General features: G+C 71.2%; 19 protein-coding genes. 7 read left to right on the top strand and 12 right to left on the bottom strand.

Annotation, left to right across the window (positions count from 1 at the left end):
- Window positions 1-119 precede the first annotated feature (119 nt).
- The 5 genes from M6I34_RS03625 to M6I34_RS03645 all read left to right on the top strand — a co-directional run bounded on the left by M6I34_RS03625 (window position 120) and on the right by M6I34_RS03645 (window position 6,483).
- A complete protein-coding gene (locus M6I34_RS03625) occupies window positions 120-1,091 on the top strand; it encodes a Bug family tripartite tricarboxylate transporter substrate binding protein (protein ID WP_272484347.1) in 972 nt (323 codons plus the stop codon).
- Between the two features lie 67 nt (window positions 1,092-1,158).
- On the top strand, window positions 1,159-2,457 hold the full coding sequence (eno, locus tag M6I34_RS03630; protein WP_272484348.1) for a phosphopyruvate hydratase: 1,299 nt from the start codon (window positions 1,159-1,161) through the stop codon (window positions 2,455-2,457).
- Window positions 2,454-3,548 carry a phosphotransferase family protein gene (locus M6I34_RS03635; protein WP_272484349.1) on the top strand — a complete coding sequence of 365 codons (1,095 nt, stop codon included), beginning with the start codon at window positions 2,454-2,456 and terminating at the stop codon, window positions 3,546-3,548. The genes eno and M6I34_RS03635 overlap by 4 nt, the downstream gene beginning before the upstream one ends.
- Window positions 3,545-5,026, top strand: a complete 1,482-nt coding sequence (locus M6I34_RS03640; protein ID WP_272484350.1) for a DUF2868 domain-containing protein — start codon at window positions 3,545-3,547, stop codon at window positions 5,024-5,026. Before M6I34_RS03635 ends, M6I34_RS03640 begins: the two co-directional genes overlap by 4 nt.
- Window positions 5,023-6,483, top strand: coding sequence for a DUF3482 domain-containing protein (locus tag M6I34_RS03645; protein ID WP_272484351.1), 1,461 nt, complete (start codon window positions 5,023-5,025; stop codon window positions 6,481-6,483). Before M6I34_RS03640 ends, M6I34_RS03645 begins: the two co-directional genes overlap by 4 nt.
- Here M6I34_RS03645 and M6I34_RS03650 read toward each other — a convergent pair.
- Window positions 6,467-6,781: an SMR family transporter gene (locus M6I34_RS03650; RefSeq protein WP_272484352.1), complete on the bottom strand. Its 315-nt coding sequence runs from the start codon at window positions 6,779-6,781 to the stop codon at window positions 6,467-6,469. The genes M6I34_RS03645 and M6I34_RS03650 overlap by 17 nt on opposite strands.
- Before the next feature lie 133 nt (window positions 6,782-6,914).
- Here M6I34_RS03650 and arfB point away from each other — a divergent pair, with 133 nt between their 5' ends.
- The gene (gene arfB / locus M6I34_RS03655) at window positions 6,915-7,334 is read left to right on the top strand and encodes an alternative ribosome rescue aminoacyl-tRNA hydrolase ArfB (RefSeq protein WP_272484353.1); all 420 of its coding nucleotides are present in this window, start codon (window positions 6,915-6,917) and stop codon (window positions 7,332-7,334) included.
- Between the two features lie 53 nt (window positions 7,335-7,387).
- Window positions 7,388-8,125 carry an aldolase gene (locus tag M6I34_RS03660; RefSeq protein ID WP_272484354.1) on the top strand — a complete coding sequence of 246 codons (738 nt, stop codon included), beginning with the start codon at window positions 7,388-7,390 and terminating at the stop codon, window positions 8,123-8,125.
- Between the two features lie 55 nt (window positions 8,126-8,180).
- Here the strand turns inward: M6I34_RS03660 and M6I34_RS03665 are convergent, their stop codons facing one another.
- The 11 genes from M6I34_RS03665 to M6I34_RS03715 form a co-directional block, all read right to left on the bottom strand.
- Complete coding sequence (locus M6I34_RS03665; RefSeq protein ID WP_272484355.1) at window positions 8,181-9,278, bottom strand: phospholipase A; 1,098 nt, start codon at window positions 9,276-9,278, stop codon at window positions 8,181-8,183.
- Between the two features lie 127 nt (window positions 9,279-9,405).
- Window positions 9,406-9,939 carry a GlcG/HbpS family heme-binding protein gene (locus tag M6I34_RS03670; RefSeq protein ID WP_272484356.1) on the bottom strand — a complete coding sequence of 178 codons (534 nt, stop codon included), beginning with the start codon at window positions 9,937-9,939 and terminating at the stop codon, window positions 9,406-9,408.
- Between the two features lie 80 nt (window positions 9,940-10,019).
- On the bottom strand, window positions 10,020-10,532 hold the full coding sequence (locus M6I34_RS03675) for a TlpA family protein disulfide reductase (protein ID WP_272484357.1): 513 nt from the start codon (window positions 10,530-10,532) through the stop codon (window positions 10,020-10,022).
- A gap of 4 nt (window positions 10,533-10,536) precedes the next feature.
- Window positions 10,537-12,270: a thiosulfohydrolase SoxB gene (gene soxB, locus M6I34_RS03680; protein ID WP_272484358.1), complete on the bottom strand. Its 1,734-nt coding sequence runs from the start codon at window positions 12,268-12,270 to the stop codon at window positions 10,537-10,539.
- 149 nt (window positions 12,271-12,419) lie between these two features.
- On the bottom strand, window positions 12,420-13,034 hold the full coding sequence (gene soxX / locus M6I34_RS03685) for a sulfur oxidation c-type cytochrome SoxX (RefSeq protein ID WP_272484359.1): 615 nt from the start codon (window positions 13,032-13,034) through the stop codon (window positions 12,420-12,422).
- An 11-nt stretch (window positions 13,035-13,045) separates the two neighbouring features.
- The gene (gene soxA / locus M6I34_RS03690) at window positions 13,046-13,864 is read right to left on the bottom strand and encodes a sulfur oxidation c-type cytochrome SoxA (protein WP_272484360.1); all 819 of its coding nucleotides are present in this window, start codon (window positions 13,862-13,864) and stop codon (window positions 13,046-13,048) included.
- 141 nt (window positions 13,865-14,005) lie between these two features.
- Complete coding sequence (gene soxZ / locus M6I34_RS03695) at window positions 14,006-14,317, bottom strand: thiosulfate oxidation carrier complex protein SoxZ (protein ID WP_272484361.1); 312 nt, start codon at window positions 14,315-14,317, stop codon at window positions 14,006-14,008.
- 45 nt (window positions 14,318-14,362) lie between these two features.
- On the bottom strand, window positions 14,363-14,833 hold the full coding sequence (gene soxY, locus M6I34_RS03700) for a thiosulfate oxidation carrier protein SoxY (protein ID WP_272484362.1): 471 nt from the start codon (window positions 14,831-14,833) through the stop codon (window positions 14,363-14,365).
- 97 nt (window positions 14,834-14,930) lie between these two features.
- Window positions 14,931-16,145 (bottom strand): c-type cytochrome, encoded by a 1,215-nt coding sequence (locus M6I34_RS03705; RefSeq protein WP_272484363.1) that lies wholly within the window; start codon window positions 16,143-16,145, stop codon window positions 14,931-14,933.
- Between the two features lie 26 nt (window positions 16,146-16,171).
- Complete coding sequence (soxC, locus tag M6I34_RS03710; protein WP_272484364.1) at window positions 16,172-17,503, bottom strand: sulfite dehydrogenase; 1,332 nt, start codon at window positions 17,501-17,503, stop codon at window positions 16,172-16,174.
- Complete coding sequence (locus M6I34_RS03715; RefSeq protein WP_272484365.1) at window positions 17,500-17,913, bottom strand: ArsR/SmtB family transcription factor; 414 nt, start codon at window positions 17,911-17,913, stop codon at window positions 17,500-17,502. Before M6I34_RS03715 ends, soxC begins: the two co-directional genes overlap by 4 nt.
- Window positions 17,914-17,958 lie beyond the last annotated feature (45 nt).

The following is a 17,958-nucleotide window of genomic DNA, read 5'->3' on the forward strand; positions in this document are numbered from 1 at the left end:
CCGTGAGTTCTCATATGTGAACTTGTGCACACTGCAGGACAATGGCTTATGATCGCAGCGATTCGACGCCTTGCCAATCGAGCGGGCCGGAGAGGCGCCCCGCCCACAGAGGAGACACCATGCGCAGAAGCTTCCTGATCGGATCGATCGCGCTCGGCGCCGCGTTCGCGGCCGCCCCGGCGCTCGCCCAGACCTGGCCCGCGGGGCCGGTGAAGATCGTCGTCCCCCAGCCGCCGGGCGGCGGCTTCGACACGGTCGCCCGCTTGCTCGCCGAGCGCCTGGGCCCGGCCCTCGGCCAGACCGTGATCGTGGAGAACCGGCCCGGCGCCGGCACGCTGGTGGGCACCGAGTCGGTGGCGAGGGCGCCGGCCGACGGCTACACCCTGCTGCTGGGCGCGCTGTCGAACATCGCGCTGAATCCGGGCTTCTATCCGAAGCTCTCGTACGACCCGCTGAAGGACTTCGTGCCGGTCGGCCTGGCGGTCAGCTACTCGTACACGCTGGTGGCGCGCAACGACCTGCCCTGGGCCACGCTGCCCGATCTGATCGCCCACGCGAAGAAGAACCCCGACTCGATCACCTACGCCTCCGCGGGCAACGGCTCGGGCCAGCACATCGCCGCGGCGGTGACCACCACGCTGGCGGGCGCCAAGCTCACCCACGTGCCCTACCGCGGCGCGCAGGCCGCCTACCAGGACCTGATCGCGGGGCGCGTCGACGTGTTCTTCGACATCTCCACCACCGCGAAGGTCCAGATCGCGGCAGGCCGGGTCAAGCCGCTCGCCGTGTCGTCGAAGGAGCGCCAACCCTTCCACCCCGACGTGCCGTCGGTCGCGGAAACCGGCGTCGCGCCGCTCGAGATGGAGAGCTGGTTCGGGATCTTCGCACCGTCGGCGACGCCGCCCGCCGCGCTGGCGAAGCTGCGCGAGGCCTTCGCGGAGGCGATGCGCAACCCCGAGCTGATCGAGCGCTTCCGCAACAACGGCGGAAAGCCGCTGGCCATGTCGACCGCCGAGACCGAGGCCTTCGTGAAGAGCGAGGTCGAGCGCTGGACCCGGCTCGTACGGCAGGCGGGCATCCAGGCGCAGTGACGCGGCCGGCGCCGGCCCGGGGGGAACCGGCGCTAAACTCGGCAGGTCCGAAGCCCTGCCCTCCCCCATGACCGCCACTTCCATCCGCGCGCTGCGCGCCCGCCAGGTCCTCGACTCGCGAGGCCGTCCCACCGTAGAAGTCGACGTCGCGCTGCAAGGCGGCGCGATCGGTCGCGCATCGGTGCCTTCCGGCGCCTCCACCGGCGCGGCCGAGGCGCACGAGCTGCGCGACGGCGATCCGGCCCGCTACGGCGGACTCGGCGTGCGCCGCGCGGTCGCCAACGCCAATGGCGAGATCGCCGCCGCGCTGCGCGGCTTCGATGCCTGCGACCAGCGCGGCCTCGATGCGCGCCTGCGTGAGCTCGACGGAACCCCGCAACTGGAGAGACTCGGCGCCAATGCGGTGCTCGGCGTGTCGCTGGCCGCCTGCAGGGCCGCCGCCGCGGCGCTCGGCCAGCCGCTGTACCGCCGGCTCGCCGAACTGTCGGGCACCGATCGCCCGACGATGCCGATGCCGATGGTCAACATCCTGTCCGGCGGCCTGCATGCGGGCCGCGGCATGGACGTGCAGGACTTCCTCGCGGTACCGGCCAGCGCTTCCTCGATCGAGGAAGCGATCGACGTCGTCTCGCGTGTGCGGATGGCCGCCACCGGGGCGATGGCTGCCCGAGGCCTTTCCACGCTGCTGGCCGACGAAGGGGGCCTCAGCCCCGGCCTGGCCACCGGCCGGGAGGCGCTCGAGCTGATGATCGAGGCGATCGCGCGGGCCGGCCTCGAGCCGGGGCGCGACGTGGCGATCGCGATCGACGTCGCCGCGACCTCGCTGAAGGGACCGGCGCCGGGCGTCTACCGGCTGGCCCGGGAGGGACGCGACGCGACGAGCGACGAGATGATCGAGATGACCACCGGCTGGGTGCGCGACTTCCCGGTCGTGTCGATCGAGGACGCGCTCGACGAGGAGGACTGGGCGGGCTGGCGCAGGCTCACCGAGCGACTCGGCGGTGCCGTGCAACTGGTCGGCGACGACCTGTTCACGACCAACCCGGCGCGGGTCGATCGCGGCATCGCCGAGGGCGTCGGCAACGGCGTGCTGGTCAAGCTGAACCAGAACGGCACGCTGAGCGGCACGCTCGACGTGATCGAGCGCGCGCGTCGCGCCGGCTACGCGCCGGTGGTTTCCGCGCGCTCGGGCGAGACCGAGGACCCGTTCATCGCCGACCTCGCGGTCGGCACCGCCGCCGGCCAGATCAAGATCGGCTCGGTGCGCTGCGGCGAGCGCATGGCCAAGTACAACCAGCTGCTGCGGATCGAGGAAGAAAGCGGCGCGCCCTTCGCCGGCATCGCCGCGCTGTCCGGGCGGCGATGAACCAGGCCGGGACGCCAGGAAGCGGCGGCCTTGCCGCGGCCGCGCAGGCAGGAGGCGACGACGTCGCCGCGCGGATCTCGGCCTTCCTCGCCGCGCACGGGCTTGCCGAGGCCGGCGAGACGGTTCGCTGCACGCCGCTCGAAGGCGGCGTGTCGTCGGACATCTGGCGTGTCGACACGCGGCGCGGCACCGTCTGCGTGAAGCGCGCGCTGCCCCGGCTGAAGGTCGCCGCCGACTGGCGCGCGCCCACCTCGCGCAACGCCTACGAGTGGGCGTGGATCCGCTTCGCGGCGCGGCACGTGCCGCAGGCGGTGCCCGAGCCGCTGGCCCACGATCCGCAGGCCGGGCTGTTCGCGATGGCCTACCTCGACCCCGAACGCCACCCGGTCTGGAAACGGCAACTGCTCGACGGCAGGGTCGAGCCGGCGACCGCCCGCGCGGTCGGCGAAGTGCTCGGCCGCATCCACGCGGCCAGCGCGCACGATCCCGCGCTCGCCGCCGAGTTCCCGACCCTGGCCAACTTCCACGCGCTGCGCCTCGAGCCCTACCTTCTCGCGACCGCGAGTCGCCACCCCGACCTGGCCAGCCGGCTGGAGTCGCTCGCCGAGCGCACCGGCGCCGCGCGGATCGCGTTGGTCCACGGCGACGTCAGCCCCAAGAACATCCTCGTCGGACCCCATGGGCCGGTGCTGCTCGACGCCGAGTGCGCCTGGTACGGCGACCCGGCCTTCGACGTCGCGTTCTGCCTCAACCACCTGCTGCTCAAGGCGCTGGTGCGCCCGGACTGCCGGTCCGCCCTGCGCGAGGCCTTCTCGGCCTTCGTGGAGGCCTATTTCGCCGAGGCACGCTTCGAGCCGCGCGCCGACCTCGAGGGCCGCGCGGCCGCGCTGCTGCCGGCGCTGATGCTGGCGCGCGTCGACGGCAAGTCGCCGGTCGAGTACCTGCGCGACGAGCCGCCGCGCGACACGGTGAGGCGCTTCGCGCGCCCGCGGATCGCGCGCGCGCCGGCCGGCCTGGACGAAGTCGCTCGCGACTGGGCCGGCGTCGACGGCGCCCTGTTCGACCCGCCCGGGCCGGGCCGCTCGCGATGAACGAATCCGACGCCCGCGCCGCGCTGCTCGTGCGCGCCTGGGAGACGGCGCCGGCCGGCTCCCTGCCCTGGAGCGACGACGACCGCGCCTGGGCGAGCCGGACCGCCGCCCAGGCCGAGGGCGAGCAGGCCCCGGTCGATGTCTTCGTTGCTCGCCGCGCGCGGGTCGCGCTGCAGAGAATCGCCGAGCGAGAGCCCGCTGCCGGCCGGCTGGCGCGCGCCCTGGCCTGGCGTCCGTGGACGGCCTGGGCCGCGGCAGCGGCCGCGCTGGCGCTGGGGGTGGCCGCGGACGCGGCCGGGGCCTCGCAGCGCATCAACCTGCTCGCTCCCCCGCTGCTGGCGCTGCTGCTCTGGAACCTGGCGGTCTACCTGGCGATCGCGGCGCGCGCCCTCGGCGCGGGCGCCGGCGCGGGGCCGATCGCCCGCGTCTTCGCTCGTGCAGCGCGATCCGGCCTGGCGCGCCTGCGCCCGCGGCCCGGCGCCGGCGACGCCAGCGAGGCGCTCGCCCGCTTCGCGCGCGACTGGACGGCCGCCAGCGCCGCACTGAACGCGGCGCGCGTCGCACGCGCGCTCCACGTGGCGGCGATCGCCTTCGCCTGCGGTGCGCTGACAGGCCTGTACCTGCGCGGCCTCGCCTTCGAATATCGCGCCGGATGGGAGAGCACCTTCCTGGAAGCCGGCAGCGTCGCAGCGATCCTCGGCCTGGTGCTCGGGCCGGCCTCGGCGCTCACCGGCATCGCGCTGCCCGACGCGGCGGCGCTGCAGGCGATGCGCTTTCCCGGGCCGGGCGTGGTGGCCGCGCCCTGGATCCATCTCTACGCGGTCACGACCGGGCTGGTCGTCGTGCTGCCGCGACTGGCGCTGGCGCTTCGCAGCGCCGTCGTCGAGCGCCGGCTGGCCGCCGACTTCCCGATTCCGCTCGACGAGCCCTACTTCGCCGCGCTGACGCGCTCGCTCAGGGGACAGCCGACCCGAGTTCTCGTGCAGCCGTACAACCTGCAGCCGTCGGATGCGGCCCGGCGCGCGCTGCAGGCGCTCGCGACGCGCCTGTTCGGCCCTGCCGCGCGCCTGCAGATGCTCGCGCCGGTCCCCTACGGCGACGAGGATGCGACCGGCGACCGGCTGCCCGAAGGCGAGCCGCCGGCCGCGGCCATCGCGCTGCTGTCGATCACCGCCACGCCCGAGACCGAAACGCACGGCCGCTTCCTCGCGGGCATGGCCGGCGCGCTGGCCCCCGCCGTGCCGCTGATCGCCCTGGTCGACGAGTCGGCCTTCATTGCGCGCTTCGGCCAGGACGATGCCGCAACCAGGCGACTCGCCGAACGGCGCCAGGCCTGGACCCGGATGATGGCCTCGGGCGGACATGCGCTGGCCTTCGTCGACCTGGAGCGCGACGACCCGTCCGCGATCGAGCGCGCAGCCGGGGCCGCGCTCGCCGAGGCAGCGCGCCACCGCCCCGTGGCCGAGGCAGGACGATGAACGACGGCGCCATCCGCACGATCTCGCTGAGCCTGATCTCGCACACCAACGTCGGCAAGACCACGCTCGCGCGCACCCTGCTCGGGCGCGAGGTCGGCGAGGTCCGCGACGAGGCGCACGTGACCGAGTCGACCGACGCGCACGCGCTGGTCGAGACCCCCGAGGGCGACCGGCTCCTGCTCTGGGACACCCCGGGCTTCGGCGACAGCGCCCGCCTCGCGAAGCGCCTGGAGTCCTCGGGCGACCCGATCGGCTGGTTCCTCGGTGCGGTCTGGGACCGCTTCCGCGACCGGGCCCTGTGGTCCAGCCAGCAGGCGGTGCGAAACGTTCGCGACAGCGCCGACATCGTGCTGTACCTGGTCAACGCATCCGAGCCGCCCGAGGAGGCCGGCTACGTGGCGCACGAGATGCGGGTGCTCGACTGGATCGGCAAGCCGGTGGTCGTGCTGCTCAACCAGCTCGGCAGGCCTCGCCCGGCCGCTGACGAGGCCGCGGAGATCGATCGCTGGCGGCGCCACCTCGCGGCCTCGGCCCAGGTGCGCGCGGTGCTGCCGCTCGACGCCTTCGCGCGCTGCTGGGTCCAGGAGGAGACCCTGCTGCGGGCGCTGTCGCCGCTGGTGCCGCCCGGCGCCGGTCCCGCCTTCGCGCGGATCGTCGCTGCCTGGAGCGCGGGGCGTCGCGAGACCTTCGACGCGTCGATCGCGGTGCTCGTCGCCCGCCTGGCGCGCGCGGCGAGCGACCGCGAGGTGCTCGCCGACGACGGGCTGCTCGGCCTGTTGCGCACATCCCCCTCGCCCGGCCGCCGCGCCGCGATGCGCGCGCTGGCCGACCGGCTCGACGCCGACATCCGGGCCGGCACCGACCGGCTGATCGCGCTGCACGGGCTGAAGGGCGAGGCCGGCGCCGAGGTGCTGGCCCGGCTCGCCGAGCACTACGTGGTGCGCGAGCCGCTCAGCGAGCGCAAGGCGGCGGTCGTCGGCGGGGCCGTGTCGGGCGCGCTGGCCGGCCTGAAGGCCGACCTGGCCACCGGCGGGCTGAGCTTCGGCGCGGGCCTGCTCGCGGGCGGGGTCATCGGCGCACTGGGCGCGTTCGGGCTGGCGCGCGGCTACAACGTGGTGCGGGGGGCCAAGTCCTCGTCGATCGCCTGGTCCGAGGCGATGCTCCGCGAGCTGACGGTCACCGCGCTGCTCGGCTACCTGGCGGTCGCGCACTACGGGCGCGGGCGCGGGGACTGGTCGCCGTCGGAGCACCCGCCGCACTGGCGCAGCGTCGTGGAGGCCGGACTGCGCGAGCGACAGGCGGCCTTCGAGCACGCGTGGACGCTGCGCGACGAGCCCGACGCGCGCGACGCGATCGCCGCCGCGCTCGATCCCCTGCTCGCCGAGACCGCGCTCGCGATCCTCGAGGCCCTGTATCCCGCCCAGGGCCGGCTCCCAGGCCCTAGCCGAGCCACTTGAGCCCCGCGATGCCGGCCACGATCAGGCCGATGAAGAAGAGCCGCGCGGCGGTGACCGGGTCGCCGAACAGGAGGATCCCCAGCGCCGCGGTGCCGATCGTGCCGATGCCGGTCCACACCGCGTAGGCTGTGCCGAGCGGCAAGGACTTCAGCGACAGCCCGAGCAGCAGCACGCTGAGCACCATGGCCGCCAGCGTCAGCCCGCTGGCCAGCGGACGCGTGAACCCCTCGGTGTACTTGAGTCCCACCGCCCAGCCGATCTCGAAGAGTCCGGCGACGAAGAGCACGAACCAGGCCATTTGCGGCTTCCCTGCGTTTGCTCGAGGCGGGGTCGTCCCTGCCGGATCGCCCACTGCCGGCATGGCCGGCGCCCGGCCGCGGGCCGATGGCGGCGCGAGGTCGTCCTCGCGGGCGGCGTAAGATCGCGCAATTATGGACGATGCGGCCCGCGATCCCCTGCTGACCCCCGACGCCTCGCAGATCGAACTGACCGCGATCCGCGCCCAGGGCCCCGGCGGCCAGAACGTCAACAAGGTGTCGAACGCGATCCAGCTTCGCTTCGACGTCCGCGCTTCCACCCTGCCCGAGCCGGTCAAGGAACGGCTGCTCGCGATGCACGATCACCGGATCAGCAGCGACGGCGTCGTCATCATCAAGGCGCAGCGCTTCCGCAGCCTCGAGAGGAACCGCGAGGACGCGATCGCGCGCCTGCTGGCGATGATCGACGCCGCCGCCAACCTGCCCCCGACGCGCACGCCGACCAGGCCGACTCGGGCCTCGCAACGAAGGCGCGTCGACGAGAAGGTCCAGCGCGGGCGCGTCAAGGCGCTGCGCGGCAGGGTCGAACACTGAGCGACGCGCGCTACACTGCTCCCGCGAACCACGAAGATCGACGAACCCTTCCCATGAGCTCCCAAGACCGAATCCGCCAGGGCCGCCTGGACCTCGCCGCCGCGCTGCGCTGGGCCGCCCGCTGCGGCCTGAACGAAGGCGTCTGCAACCACTTCAGCCTCGAGATCGACGCCGGCCGCTACCTGATCAACCCGCAGGGCCTGCACTGGAGCGAGGTCTGCGCCGGCGACATCCTGCTGATCGACGGCGACGGCAATGTCCTCGACGGCAGGCACCCGCTCGAACCGACAGCGTTCTTCATCCACAGCTGGATCCACCGGATGAACCCGCACGCGAAGTGCATCCTGCACACGCACATGCCGTACGCGACCGCGCTCACGCTGGTCGAAGGCGGCAGGCTGCTGATGGCCGGACAGAACGCGCTGCGATTCCACGGTCGCGTGGCCTACGACGATCGCTACGAAGGGCTTGCGCTCGACGACGACGAAGGCCGGCGCATCGCGTCGCAGCTCGCCGGCAAGACGGTCATGTTCATGGCGAGCCACGGCGTCACCGTGGTCGGCCCCAGCGTCGCGTGGGCCTTCGACGACCTGTACTACCTGGAGCGGGCCTGCATGCACCAGGTGCTCGCGGTCCAGGCCGCGGCCGGCAAGCCGCTTCGCCGGATCGACGATGCGCTGGCCGCCCGCGTGGCCGAGCAGGTCGACGGCGAGCGCCAGCAGAGCGACATGCTCTTCGCGTCGATCAAGCGGATGCTCGACAAGGACAGCCCGGGCTGGTCGACCTTCTAGCGCCCGTTTGCCCCGCGCTCGCCCCCCACTCGAGCGCCGGGCGGCCCGCCGGGCCTCAGTACCAGTCGTTCAGCATCACGCCGAAGCTGATCCGCTGCAGGCGGACCTGGTAATCGATCAGGCTCTCGGCGTAGCCGTCGAAGTACTGGGCGTGCCAGCGCAACTGCGGACTGAAGCCGGTCGGCCGGCTCCAGTCCAGCTGGGCGGAGCCCTTGCCGCCGCTGCCCAGCCCGCGGCGCATCGTCAGCGTCCAGCGCTGCTCGCCGCCGGCGTAGCCGAGCCGGACCTCGCCGTCGCCTGCGTAGCGCGTGATCTCAGGGTTGTCGTCGCCTCGCGGGTCGTCGGGATCCGTCTTCGGGTCCTCGGGGATGCGCCACCAGGGGCGCAGCGAGAGCCACCAGCCGTCGGGGCGGTCCATCACCAGTTCGGCGAACACGCGGTTCCAGCTTCGCGAGAACCCGCCGGTGCTGCGCCCGTTCGACTGGTGCACGAGGCCGAAGGACGCCAGCCGCGGCGTCCAGCCCAGGAAGCTGCCCGACGGGCGCCAGGCCGCGAAGATCTCCGGCTCGTGGCTGTATTCGCGGAACGGCGCCGACCGGTCGGTGTCGTAGGCCTGCCACCACGCCTGCCCGGTGTAGCCGAAGAAGAGCGCCGCCCTGCCGTCGAACAGCGGCGGCGTCAGGGGCAGCTTGAAGCTGATCTGGAACTTGATCTCGTTGCGCTGCGCCTCGCCGCCGGCCGAGGTCGGCTGCGTCAGCGCGTGGGAGAACGGCAGCAGGTAGTTGGGCCGGTGCGGCAGCAGCGCGAATCGCTCGCCCCAGATGCGCGACTCGCCGACGATCCGCCGCTCGACCGGCGAGCTCGTCAGGTCGGGCAAGGCGCGCGGCGCGCCCAGCGGCTGGACGATGCTGGGCACGCTGAGCTCGACCGGGGCCGCCTCGCCGCACTCTGCGCGCAGCGCGCCGACGGTCGTGTCCGGGCCCGCTTCCCGCAGTCGCTCGATCAGGCAACGCTCCTGCGCGGAAGGCTGGCCGCCGGGCTGCGCGCGAACCGACTGGGCCGCGGACGGCAACACGCAGCCGAGCAACAGGACGAGCCCCGCGCGGGTCGCGGCCGGGAACCCGCCCTCCATACCTGAACCGGAGAATCTCATGCCGCGATTGTGCCGCAGCAGACGGGCCGCGGCGGCGAGGCGCGCCGGGGATCTCCGGAGCGCCGGCGCCCTGCCCCCGGTCCGCCAGAAATCGGCAAACGCGCGGGCGGGTGCCCGCGCAGACGGATCACATCTCGATGTCGATCAGGATCGCGTCGATGCCGGCCTTCGCGCAGGCGTCGTCGGCATCGCCGCCCGGTGCGCCGGAGACGCCGATCGCGCCGACGGTCGAGCCGGCAGCCTCGATCGGCAGGCCGCCGCCGATCGCCATGACCCTGGGCGTGCTGCGAATGCCGCTCATCGCCTTGCCCGGCTGGGTCTCGTTGCCGAGCTCGCCGCTAGGGATCCGGAACGAAGCGGCGGTCCAGGCCTTGTCGACCGCCACGGTCACCGTGTGCGCGCCGGCGAAGCGATCGCGCAGGAAGACCTGCGGCAGGCCGGCGCGGTCGACCACCGCGACGCCGACCTGGTAGCCCGCCTTGCGGCAGGCCTCGAGCGCGGCCTGCGCCGCCTTGGTGGCGGTCTCGAGCGTCAGGCTGCGGGTGGTGAACAGGCCCTGGGCCTCGGCCGGACGCGGCAGCGCCGCGGCGGCCAGCGCGAGCGAGGCGCTCGCCGCGACGGCGACGAGCGAGCGGGAAGCGAGGGAATGCGTGGACTTCATCTGCGACCTCCGTGGAAAGCGTCGGTCCGGGGCCGATGCGCCCCGGTCCTGGATTGCTGCCGCGACATCGCCGGGCCGCATCAGAGCAGCCCCGCGAAGTCCTGTATGTCCTCGGGAAACAGTTCGCCGATCTCGAGCCGCGCGAGCCTGCCCTTGCGGTCGACCACCCAGACGATCGGCAGCCCCTTCGGCCGGCCGATCGCGGCCCGCCAGCTGTCGTCGAACATCGCGACGTGGAACTGGTAGCCGCGCTCGGCAATGTATTTCTTCACCGCGTCGACCTCGCGGTCGATCGACAGCGCGATCACTTCGAGGCCGCGATCGCGGTTCTTGCGATGCAGCGTGTCGAGATGGGGGTTCTGGCGCGCGCAGAACGGACACCAGGTCGCCCACAGCTCGATCACGACGACCTTGCCCGCCCAGTGCGCGGCGGGCAGCTCGCGACCGTCCAGCAGCCTGGCGGCCGGCAGCGCGATCGGGCTGCCGATCGCCGGCGCGCCCGGCGCCGCAAGGGCGTCCGCGGCCGGTAAAGCGCCGGCCAGCGCGCCGGCGGCCACGCCGCCGAACAGGCCCAGGCAGTCGCGGCGCTTCATCGCGTCAGGCCATGCCCGGGTTGCCGCCCATGCCGATCAGGCGCGGCAGGTTGGCCTTGCGCGGCGACACGGTCTTCTTCGCCTTCAGCCAGGTCTCGACCACTTCCCAGATCGGCTCGCCCTTCGCGCCCTCGGCGACCGGCGCCCAGCCGGCGACCTTGTAGGTCTTCTTCGCGTCGATCGGCTTGCCGTTCAGGCGCATGTCGAGGATGCGCTTGCCCATGTCGGCCATCGGGTCGCAGGTGTACTCCAGGCCGCCCACCCTGACCATGTCGCCGCCCTGCTGGTAGTAGGGGTCGGGGTTGAACAGGTTGTCGCAGACGTCCTCGAGCACGGTCTTGATCATCTCGCCCGACATGTCGGTGAGTGTCGTGTACGGATAGGTGATCGCAGTCTGGTCCATCACGTGCTCGCGCGTGATCGCCTGGCCGCCCAGGATCGACGTGCCCCAGCGGAAGCCGGGCGAGAACGCGATCTCGGCGCCCTTGACCTCCATCATCGCGTCGAGGATCAGCTGGTCGAAGGTGCCGTTGAAGTTGCCGCGGCGATAGAGCAGCCCCTCGGTGATCGCGAGCGTTTCCTCGAGCTTCGCCTTGAACGGGCTGCGCACCTTGTCGATGTAGGCCTGCATCTGCGCATCGGCCGGCAGCAGGTTCGAGAACACCGGCAGCAGGCGGTAGCGGAAGTCCGACACCTTGCCGTTCTTCACGTCGAAGTCGAGCACGCCGAGGAACTTGCCGTTGGAGCCCGCGTTGGTGACCAGCGTGGTGCCCTTCGCGTTCTTGACCATGACCGGCTGCGGCACGCCATCGTGCGTGTGCCCGCCCATGATCGCGTCGACGCCGGTGACCCGCGAGGCCATCTTGATGTCGACGTCCATGCCGTTGTGCGACAGCACGACGACCACTTGCGCGCCCTTGGCGCGAACCTCGTCGACGACCTTCTGCAGCTCCTGGTCGCGGATGCCGAAGCTCCAGTCCGGGACCATGTAGCGCGGGTTGGCGATCGGCGTGTACGGGAAGGCCTGGCCGATGATCGCTACCGGCACGCCGTTGATCTGCTTGATCACGTGCGACGGGAACACCGGGTCCTCGAAGTCGGTCGTGCGCACGTTCTGCGCGACGAAATCGATGTGGCCCTTCAGGTCCTTCTCGATGATCTCCTTGACGCGCTTGGCGCCGTAGGTGAACTCCCAGTGCGCGGTCATCACGTCGACACCGAGCAGCTTGCAGGCGTCGACCATGTCCTGCGCATTGGTCCACAGCGCGGTGGCCGAGCCCTGCCAGGTGTCGCCGCCGTCGAGCAGCAGCGCGCCGGGCCGCGAGGCCTTCATCCGCTTGACCAGCGTGGACAGGTGCGCGAAGCCGCCGACCTTGCCGTAGGTGCGGGCGGCCGCCTCGAAGTCCAGGTAGGTGAACGCGTGCGCCTCGGCCGAGCCGGGCTTCACGTCGAAGGCCTTCAGCAGGTGTTCCCCGACCAGGTGCGGCGCGCGGCCGCGCGCGTCGCCCAGCCCGATGTTGACGCTCGGCTCGCGGAAGTAGATCGGCAGCAACTGCGCGTGGCAGTCGGTGAAGTGCAGCAGGCTGACGTTGCCGAACTTCGGGATGTCGTACAACGCATCGCCCTTGGCGCCGGCACCGGCGCCGCCGGTTTCGCCGATCGAGGCGCAGGACGACAGGGACATGCCCGCGGCCGAGGCGGTGGCGAGGATCTGGAGGAATTCTCTGCGGTTCAGCATTTTCGGGTCGGTCGCGCGAGCGATTCGATGTCGGGGTTCGCGGCGCGGCGTGCGCCAGTGGGTTGCCCGGCTGGCCGGGCCCGCCCCGGCGGCAGGCGCCGCCCGGGGCGACCTGCCGGGCCCCTTGGCGGGGCGCCGGCAGGCAGGCCTTACTTGTTGACCGGCGAGGCCGGATCGAGCAGCAGCGCCATCACGTCCTTCAGCTGCTTCTCGGTCAGGATGCCGGCCGCGCCGAAGCGCGGCATGTGGTTGCAGGCGGAGAACGCGTGCGAGTTCCACAGGCGCGCCCAGGTGTACTTGACGATCGGTTCCGAGTCGCCGCGCAGCTTGCCGTAGTTGTACAGCGACGGGCCCAGGTTGCCGTAGGAGATCTCCTCCTTCGTCAGCTGGTGGCAGGCGTAGCAGTTGCCGCCGGCGACCGTGTCGGCCTTGTCGCTGAACTGGAAGCCGCGACCGCTCTGCGCGATCTTCTCGCCTTCCTTCCAGTCGCCCAGGTACTTGCCGTCGGCCGGGTACTTCACTGCAGCCAGCGCCGCCTTCTCGATGCTCTCCTTCACCGCTGCGGGCAGCTCCTTGCCGGAGTAGGCGCTGCACTGCTTCTGCATCTCGGTCTGCTCGAGCCGGTCGAGCTTGGCGATCCCGCGCTCGGCGAACGAGGCCTTGATCGTGGCGGTCACCTGCTCGTCGCTGACGCCGCCCGGCGTGGCGGTGCAGCCGGCGAGCAGCACCGCGCCGCCGACGAGAATCTTCCAGTCTGCTTTCATCGTCGGCCTCCTCATCGCTTGATCGCCGGGGAATCCATCTTGCCGCCCTTGGCGGTGACGCCCAGATAGGTGATCAGGTCGATCGAGGTCTGGGAACCGTACTTCAGCTCGGGAAAGCGCTGCTGGCGGAAGCAGTCGTACATGCGCCACTGCATCGTGCGAAGCGCGCCCTGAGACACGCGGTACGCCGGCCAGGTCGTGAACGCCTTCTGCGCCGGGCCGGGCTGGGTCAGGTCGGGCAGGTCCTGCAGGCGGATGCGCTTGCCCTCGCCCTCGTGGCAGGACGCGCACGAGAAGTCGAAGGGGCCGCCGCGGAAGTGGAAGGTCTTCTTGCCGCGCTCGTAGGCGGCGATTTCCTTCGGATGGTTCTGCGGCACGTTCACCGGCATGCCGCGCGACTCCTCGACCACGTAGCCGGCCAGCGCCTCCAGATCGGTCGCCTTCTGGCCGGTGCCCGAGAACGGCTTCTTCGTGACCTCGGCCTTGTCGAAGCCCTGCAGCGTGACCATGCAGTGAACGATGCGCGTCTCGGCGTCCATCACCGTGTCGACGTCGGCGAAGTAGCGCGGCAGCTCGGCGTAGGCGCCCTTGACGACGCCCGGGCCCTTGCCCAGGTCGCACTTCTCCAGGCTCGCGTTCTTGGGGCCGCGCTTCTCCTTCCACAGCGCCTCGCCCTTCATGACGGTCAAGTCGGCCGGATTGCCGTCCTGCAGCATCTCGCGATAGCGCTCGATCTCGGCCTGGGTGTCCGTCTGGGCGATCGCGGGCGCCGCCAGGACGGAGAAGCCGATCGCCATCGCGGCGACGGACTTCCGTTGGAGACTTCTCATCGGATCCTTCCTCCTCGTGAGTGTTCGTTCGAATTTGAACAACCGGCCGCAGGCCCGCTCACAGACCTGCGGCCGTCATCGCATCCGCTCCGAACGGCGCGACCCGCGAAACAGCGGCGCCCTTCGTCGCAGATGCCAGGATCAGCTTACCGTGGCCTCGTCGGTGCGCTTGTCGCCCTTGTTGTCGACCCAGCTTACCGTGACCTTGTCGCCCGCCTTGCCGTCCTTGATCTTGAACTGCAGGTACGGGTTCTTCGAGATCGCCGGCCCCCAGTGGGCCTTCATGACCGGCTTGCCGTTCAGCGAGGCGACCACCTCGTTGATGTACCAGGCCGGCACCAGGTTGCCGGACGCGTCCTTGCGCTGGCCGGTTTCCATCTCGTGGGCCATCAGCACGCGGACGTCGACGACGCCGTCCTTGGCGCTCGCGCGGATCTTCATCGGATCTGCCATGACTTCTCTCCTGTGTTCGCTGTCGATACGGATGCGCGAGGGCGATCAGCCGCCGCAACCGCCGAGGGTGACCTTGATTTCCTTGCGGGCCATGTAGAACTTGCCGTCGGCCTTGACGACCGCGACCACGTCCGAGCTCTGGCCCATCTTGACCCGCATCGAGACCTCGGGCATGCCGCCGTCGAGGAGCTCGTACGCGCCGGCCAGCGCGTTCGGGTTCTTGTCGATCAGGAGCGCCATCATCTGGGTGTTGGCAACCGCGCTGCGGATGCCGACCGGCACGACCGCGCCGTTCTCGGCGATGTCGGGCGACACGATCGTGACGTCCTTCGATTCGGTGGCGTCGGCCGCGCCGAGCGCCTTCAGCGTGTCGGCGATGCCCTTGGCCTGGAAGGCCGCGCGGTCGAACGCCTGCGCCGAGGCGATGCCCGGCTTGAGCATGCCGATCGAGACCAGCGCGGCGTAGAGGCCCGCGCCGCCGGCGACCTGCATAGTCGTGCGACGAGTGTGATTCATCTGTCGTCTCCCTTAGAGAGCTGCTGGTTGATTGACGCCTGAGCGCCTGACGGGTTTGCAACGCCGGCGCCTTCGCGCCGGCCCTTCGGTGGAGCGCTCAGGGCGCGCCGTCCAGAATCCAGCCGACGATGCGGCGGATGTCTTCTTCGGGGATCGTGGCGTTGGCCGGCATCGGAATCTGCCCCCACACGCCCTGTCCGCCGTTCTTCACCCGGCCCGCCAGCAGCGCGGCTGCGCCCGGCGTGCCGTGATACTTCTCCGCGACCTGCCGGAACGACGGGCCGACCAACTTGTTGTCGACGCCATGGCAGGCCATGCAGTTCCCCTCGACCGCCAGTTGCGCCGGCGCCTTGCCGCCCTCGCCCTTGGCCGCGGGTTCGTCGGTCGCGAGCTTCGGGGCCACCGCGACCGCGGGCGCGCTCGCGCCGGCGCCGACCACCGTGGCGCGCGCCGCTTGCACCACCGCACTGGCCTCGGACAGCGACTTCACCGGCGGCTTCGTCGTGTCGGCGCCGCGCACCGGGCCCACGACCCGGTTCTGCGCGGCGAGGTTGCCGTGCGCGTCGCGCGCGAACTCGGGCAGGATCGACCGGATGTCCATCTGGGTCGCGCAGTCCTTCATGCAGGCGTCGCCCTGCACGTCGGGCTTGCTCGCCACCTGCCACAGCGGCTCGAAGAATGCCTTGCCGTTGCGGTTCGGCAGAAGCTTCTGCACGTCGGCGATATTCTTATCGGACAGCACGAAGTCGCCGGGGACGATCTCGCCGAGGTTCAGGATGTAGGCGACGACCGAGTAGACCTCGTCGGTGCTCAGCGACTTCGGCGCGTTCCACGGCATCGCGCGGTTGATGTAGTCCCACAGGGTCGAGACCTGCGAGAGCTTCATCAGCGTGGTGCGCTGCGGGAAGTCCCGGCGAGTCAGGTTGGCGACCCGGCCGGTCTTGATGTCTTCCTTCGTCGTGCCGCCAACGATCGGGGTGAACACCTCGTTCGACTCGCCGAAGGTGCCGTGGCACGAGGCGCACTTGGCCTCCCAGACCTCCATGCCCTGGTCGACCGAGCCGGAGCCGGGCGGCAGGCCCTTGAAGTCGGCCCGCACGTCGATGTCCCAGGCCTTGACCTCGTTCGGCGTGGCCGGACGCCCGATGTTCGCCCAGGGCTTGGGCGCCGAGGCGACCTGCGTCTTCTGGGCGCCCTGCGCCTTGGTCTGGGCCTGCGCCTGGCCCTGGGTCTGCGCCCCGGCAAGCGCGGGGACGAGGCCAATCGCCGCCGCCAGCGTTGCCGACGCGATCGCGCCGCTGATCTTGTTCATGGCTGTGTTCCGCATCCGTCGCCTGCTCAGTAGACCTGCACGTTGAAGACTTCGCCGGTGTCGGCGACCTTCCACGACTGGATGCCGTTGTTGTGGTAGATCGACCGGGTGCCGCGCACCGCGCGCAGCTGGTTCAGCTTCGGCTGCACGTGACCGGTCTCGTCGATCGCCCGGCTCTGCAGGACCGCCGGCGAGCCGTCCCAGACCCAGTCGACGTTGAAGCGCGTCAGCGACTTGGACAGCACCGGGTTCTCGAGGCGAGCGGTGCGCCAGTTGCGCCCGCCGTCGAAGGACACGTCGACCCGCTTGATCTTGCCGCGGCCCGACCATGCCAGGCCGGTGACGTTGTAGTAGCCCTTGTCGAGCAGGACCTGGCCGCCCGAGGGCGTCGTGATCACCGACTTGACCTCCTGCAGGGAGGTGTACTGGCGGTGCGTGCCGTCGGGCATCAGGTCCACGTAGTGCAGGACCTCGTCCTTCGCGTCGTACGGCTTGTCCCCGACCTCGAGCCGGCGCAGGTACTTGACCCACGACACGCCCTGGATGCCGGGAACCACCAGCCGCAGCGGATAGCCGTTCTCGGGACGCAGCATCTCGCCGTTCATCGCCCACGCGACCATCACGTCGTCGAGCGCATTGGCCATCGGGATCGTGCGGGTCATCGACGAACCGTCGGCGCCCTCGGCCAGCAGGTAGCGGCCCTTCTTGGTGTCGGCGCCGACCATGTCGAGCAGGGTCGACAGCAGCACGCCGGTGTACTCGCAGCACGACAGCATGCCGTGCGTGTACTGGACCGTGGGCACCGCGACGTTGCCCCATTCCATGCCGGTATTGGCGCCGCACTCGATGAAGTGGATGCGCGAGACCTGGGGCAGGCGCATCAGCTCGTCCATCGTGAAGACGCGCGCCTCCTTGACCAGGCCGTTGATCATCAGCCGATGCTGGCTCGGGTCGATGTCCCACCAGCCCTGGTGGTGGCGCTCGAAGTGAAGGCCGTTCGGCGTGATGATCCCGAACATGCCCTGCAAGGGCGCGAAGCTGACCGATGCGGCCGACACGCGGGTCAGGCCCGGGCTCTCGCGGCGCTGCAGGTTGCGCTCCCACTGCGAAGGCATGCCGTAGCCGCGCGCGGCCACCGGCTGGCCCAGGCCGGTCGTGTGCGCGGGCAACTTGACGATCGCCGGGTCGTCGGCGCGCGCGGCGCTCGACACGGTCGCGGCGGTGGCGCCGGCGCCCATCGCGAGCGCCTTGCCCATGAACGATCGGCGCGCGCGGCGCGCCTGCTCCATCAGCTCGGGCGAAAGGAAGTTCTCCGGGGCCTTCTGGATACGGCCCGGCATCGGTTTGCGGTCGGTCATCGATTGCTCCGGATGCCGCCTCGTGCGGGGCGGCTGGCGGAAGGGGAAGTCTTGCGGCTCGCGGAGTCGAGGTCGCGGGCCAGCGCCATCAGGCTGGAGCGCCCGGGGTCGCCGGACTCGTCGCGCCCCGCGATGTGTACACAGACCGTGCGGCAGATCTCGGTGAGCGCCGGATCGGAAACCCCGTAGTAGATGAAGTTCCCCTCCTTGCGCCGCGTGAGGACACCGGATCGGTGCATCGTGCTCAGGTGGCGCGAGACGTTGGTCTGGGTCGCTCCGGTCTCGGCGACGATTTCCGAGACGGTCTTCTCCTGCTGGCAGATCGCGTGCAGGATTCGGACCCGCATCGGCTCGGACAGCAGCGTGAAGTAGCGAGAGACGGCCTCGAAGACGTGGCCGAGTTCGTCCATGGGGGATCTCCTCGACGCCGCGTTTGACATGGATCAGCTTGCGCG

Origin of the sequence: Zeimonas sediminis (assembly GCF_023721795.1) — a bacterium.
Classification (GTDB): domain Bacteria; phylum Pseudomonadota; class Gammaproteobacteria; order Burkholderiales; family Burkholderiaceae_E; genus Zeimonas; species Zeimonas sediminis.

Bases quoted from the DNA above. Each gene is read 5' to 3' on its own strand.
- M6I34_RS03625 (WP_272484347.1), top strand. From the start codon at position 120: ATGCGCAGAAGCTTCCTGATCGGATCGATCGCGCTCGGCGCCGCGTTC.
- eno (WP_272484348.1), top strand. From the start codon at position 1,159: ATGACCGCCACTTCCATCCGCGCGCTGCGCGCCCGCCAGGTCCTCGAC.
- M6I34_RS03635 (WP_272484349.1), top strand. From the start codon at position 2,454: ATGAACCAGGCCGGGACGCCAGGAAGCGGCGGCCTTGCCGCGGCCGCG.
- M6I34_RS03640 (WP_272484350.1), top strand. From the start codon at position 3,545: ATGAACGAATCCGACGCCCGCGCCGCGCTGCTCGTGCGCGCCTGGGAG.
- M6I34_RS03645 (WP_272484351.1), top strand. From the start codon at position 5,023: ATGAACGACGGCGCCATCCGCACGATCTCGCTGAGCCTGATCTCGCAC.
- M6I34_RS03650 (WP_272484352.1), bottom strand. From the start codon at position 6,781: ATGGCCTGGTTCGTGCTCTTCGTCGCCGGACTCTTCGAGATCGGCTGG.
- arfB (WP_272484353.1), top strand. From the start codon at position 6,915: ATGGACGATGCGGCCCGCGATCCCCTGCTGACCCCCGACGCCTCGCAG.
- M6I34_RS03660 (WP_272484354.1), top strand. From the start codon at position 7,388: ATGAGCTCCCAAGACCGAATCCGCCAGGGCCGCCTGGACCTCGCCGCC.
- M6I34_RS03665 (WP_272484355.1), bottom strand. From the start codon at position 9,278: ATGAGATTCTCCGGTTCAGGTATGGAGGGCGGGTTCCCGGCCGCGACC.
- M6I34_RS03670 (WP_272484356.1), bottom strand. From the start codon at position 9,939: ATGAAGTCCACGCATTCCCTCGCTTCCCGCTCGCTCGTCGCCGTCGCG.
- M6I34_RS03675 (WP_272484357.1), bottom strand. From the start codon at position 10,532: ATGAAGCGCCGCGACTGCCTGGGCCTGTTCGGCGGCGTGGCCGCCGGC.
- soxB (WP_272484358.1), bottom strand. From the start codon at position 12,270: ATGCTGAACCGCAGAGAATTCCTCCAGATCCTCGCCACCGCCTCGGCC.
- soxX (WP_272484359.1), bottom strand. From the start codon at position 13,034: ATGAAAGCAGACTGGAAGATTCTCGTCGGCGGCGCGGTGCTGCTCGCC.
- soxA (WP_272484360.1), bottom strand. From the start codon at position 13,864: ATGAGAAGTCTCCAACGGAAGTCCGTCGCCGCGATGGCGATCGGCTTC.
- soxZ (WP_272484361.1), bottom strand. From the start codon at position 14,317: ATGGCAGATCCGATGAAGATCCGCGCGAGCGCCAAGGACGGCGTCGTC.
- soxY (WP_272484362.1), bottom strand. From the start codon at position 14,833: ATGAATCACACTCGTCGCACGACTATGCAGGTCGCCGGCGGCGCGGGC.
- M6I34_RS03705 (WP_272484363.1), bottom strand. From the start codon at position 16,145: ATGAACAAGATCAGCGGCGCGATCGCGTCGGCAACGCTGGCGGCGGCG.
- soxC (WP_272484364.1), bottom strand. From the start codon at position 17,503: ATGACCGACCGCAAACCGATGCCGGGCCGTATCCAGAAGGCCCCGGAG.
- M6I34_RS03715 (WP_272484365.1), bottom strand. From the start codon at position 17,913: ATGGACGAACTCGGCCACGTCTTCGAGGCCGTCTCTCGCTACTTCACG.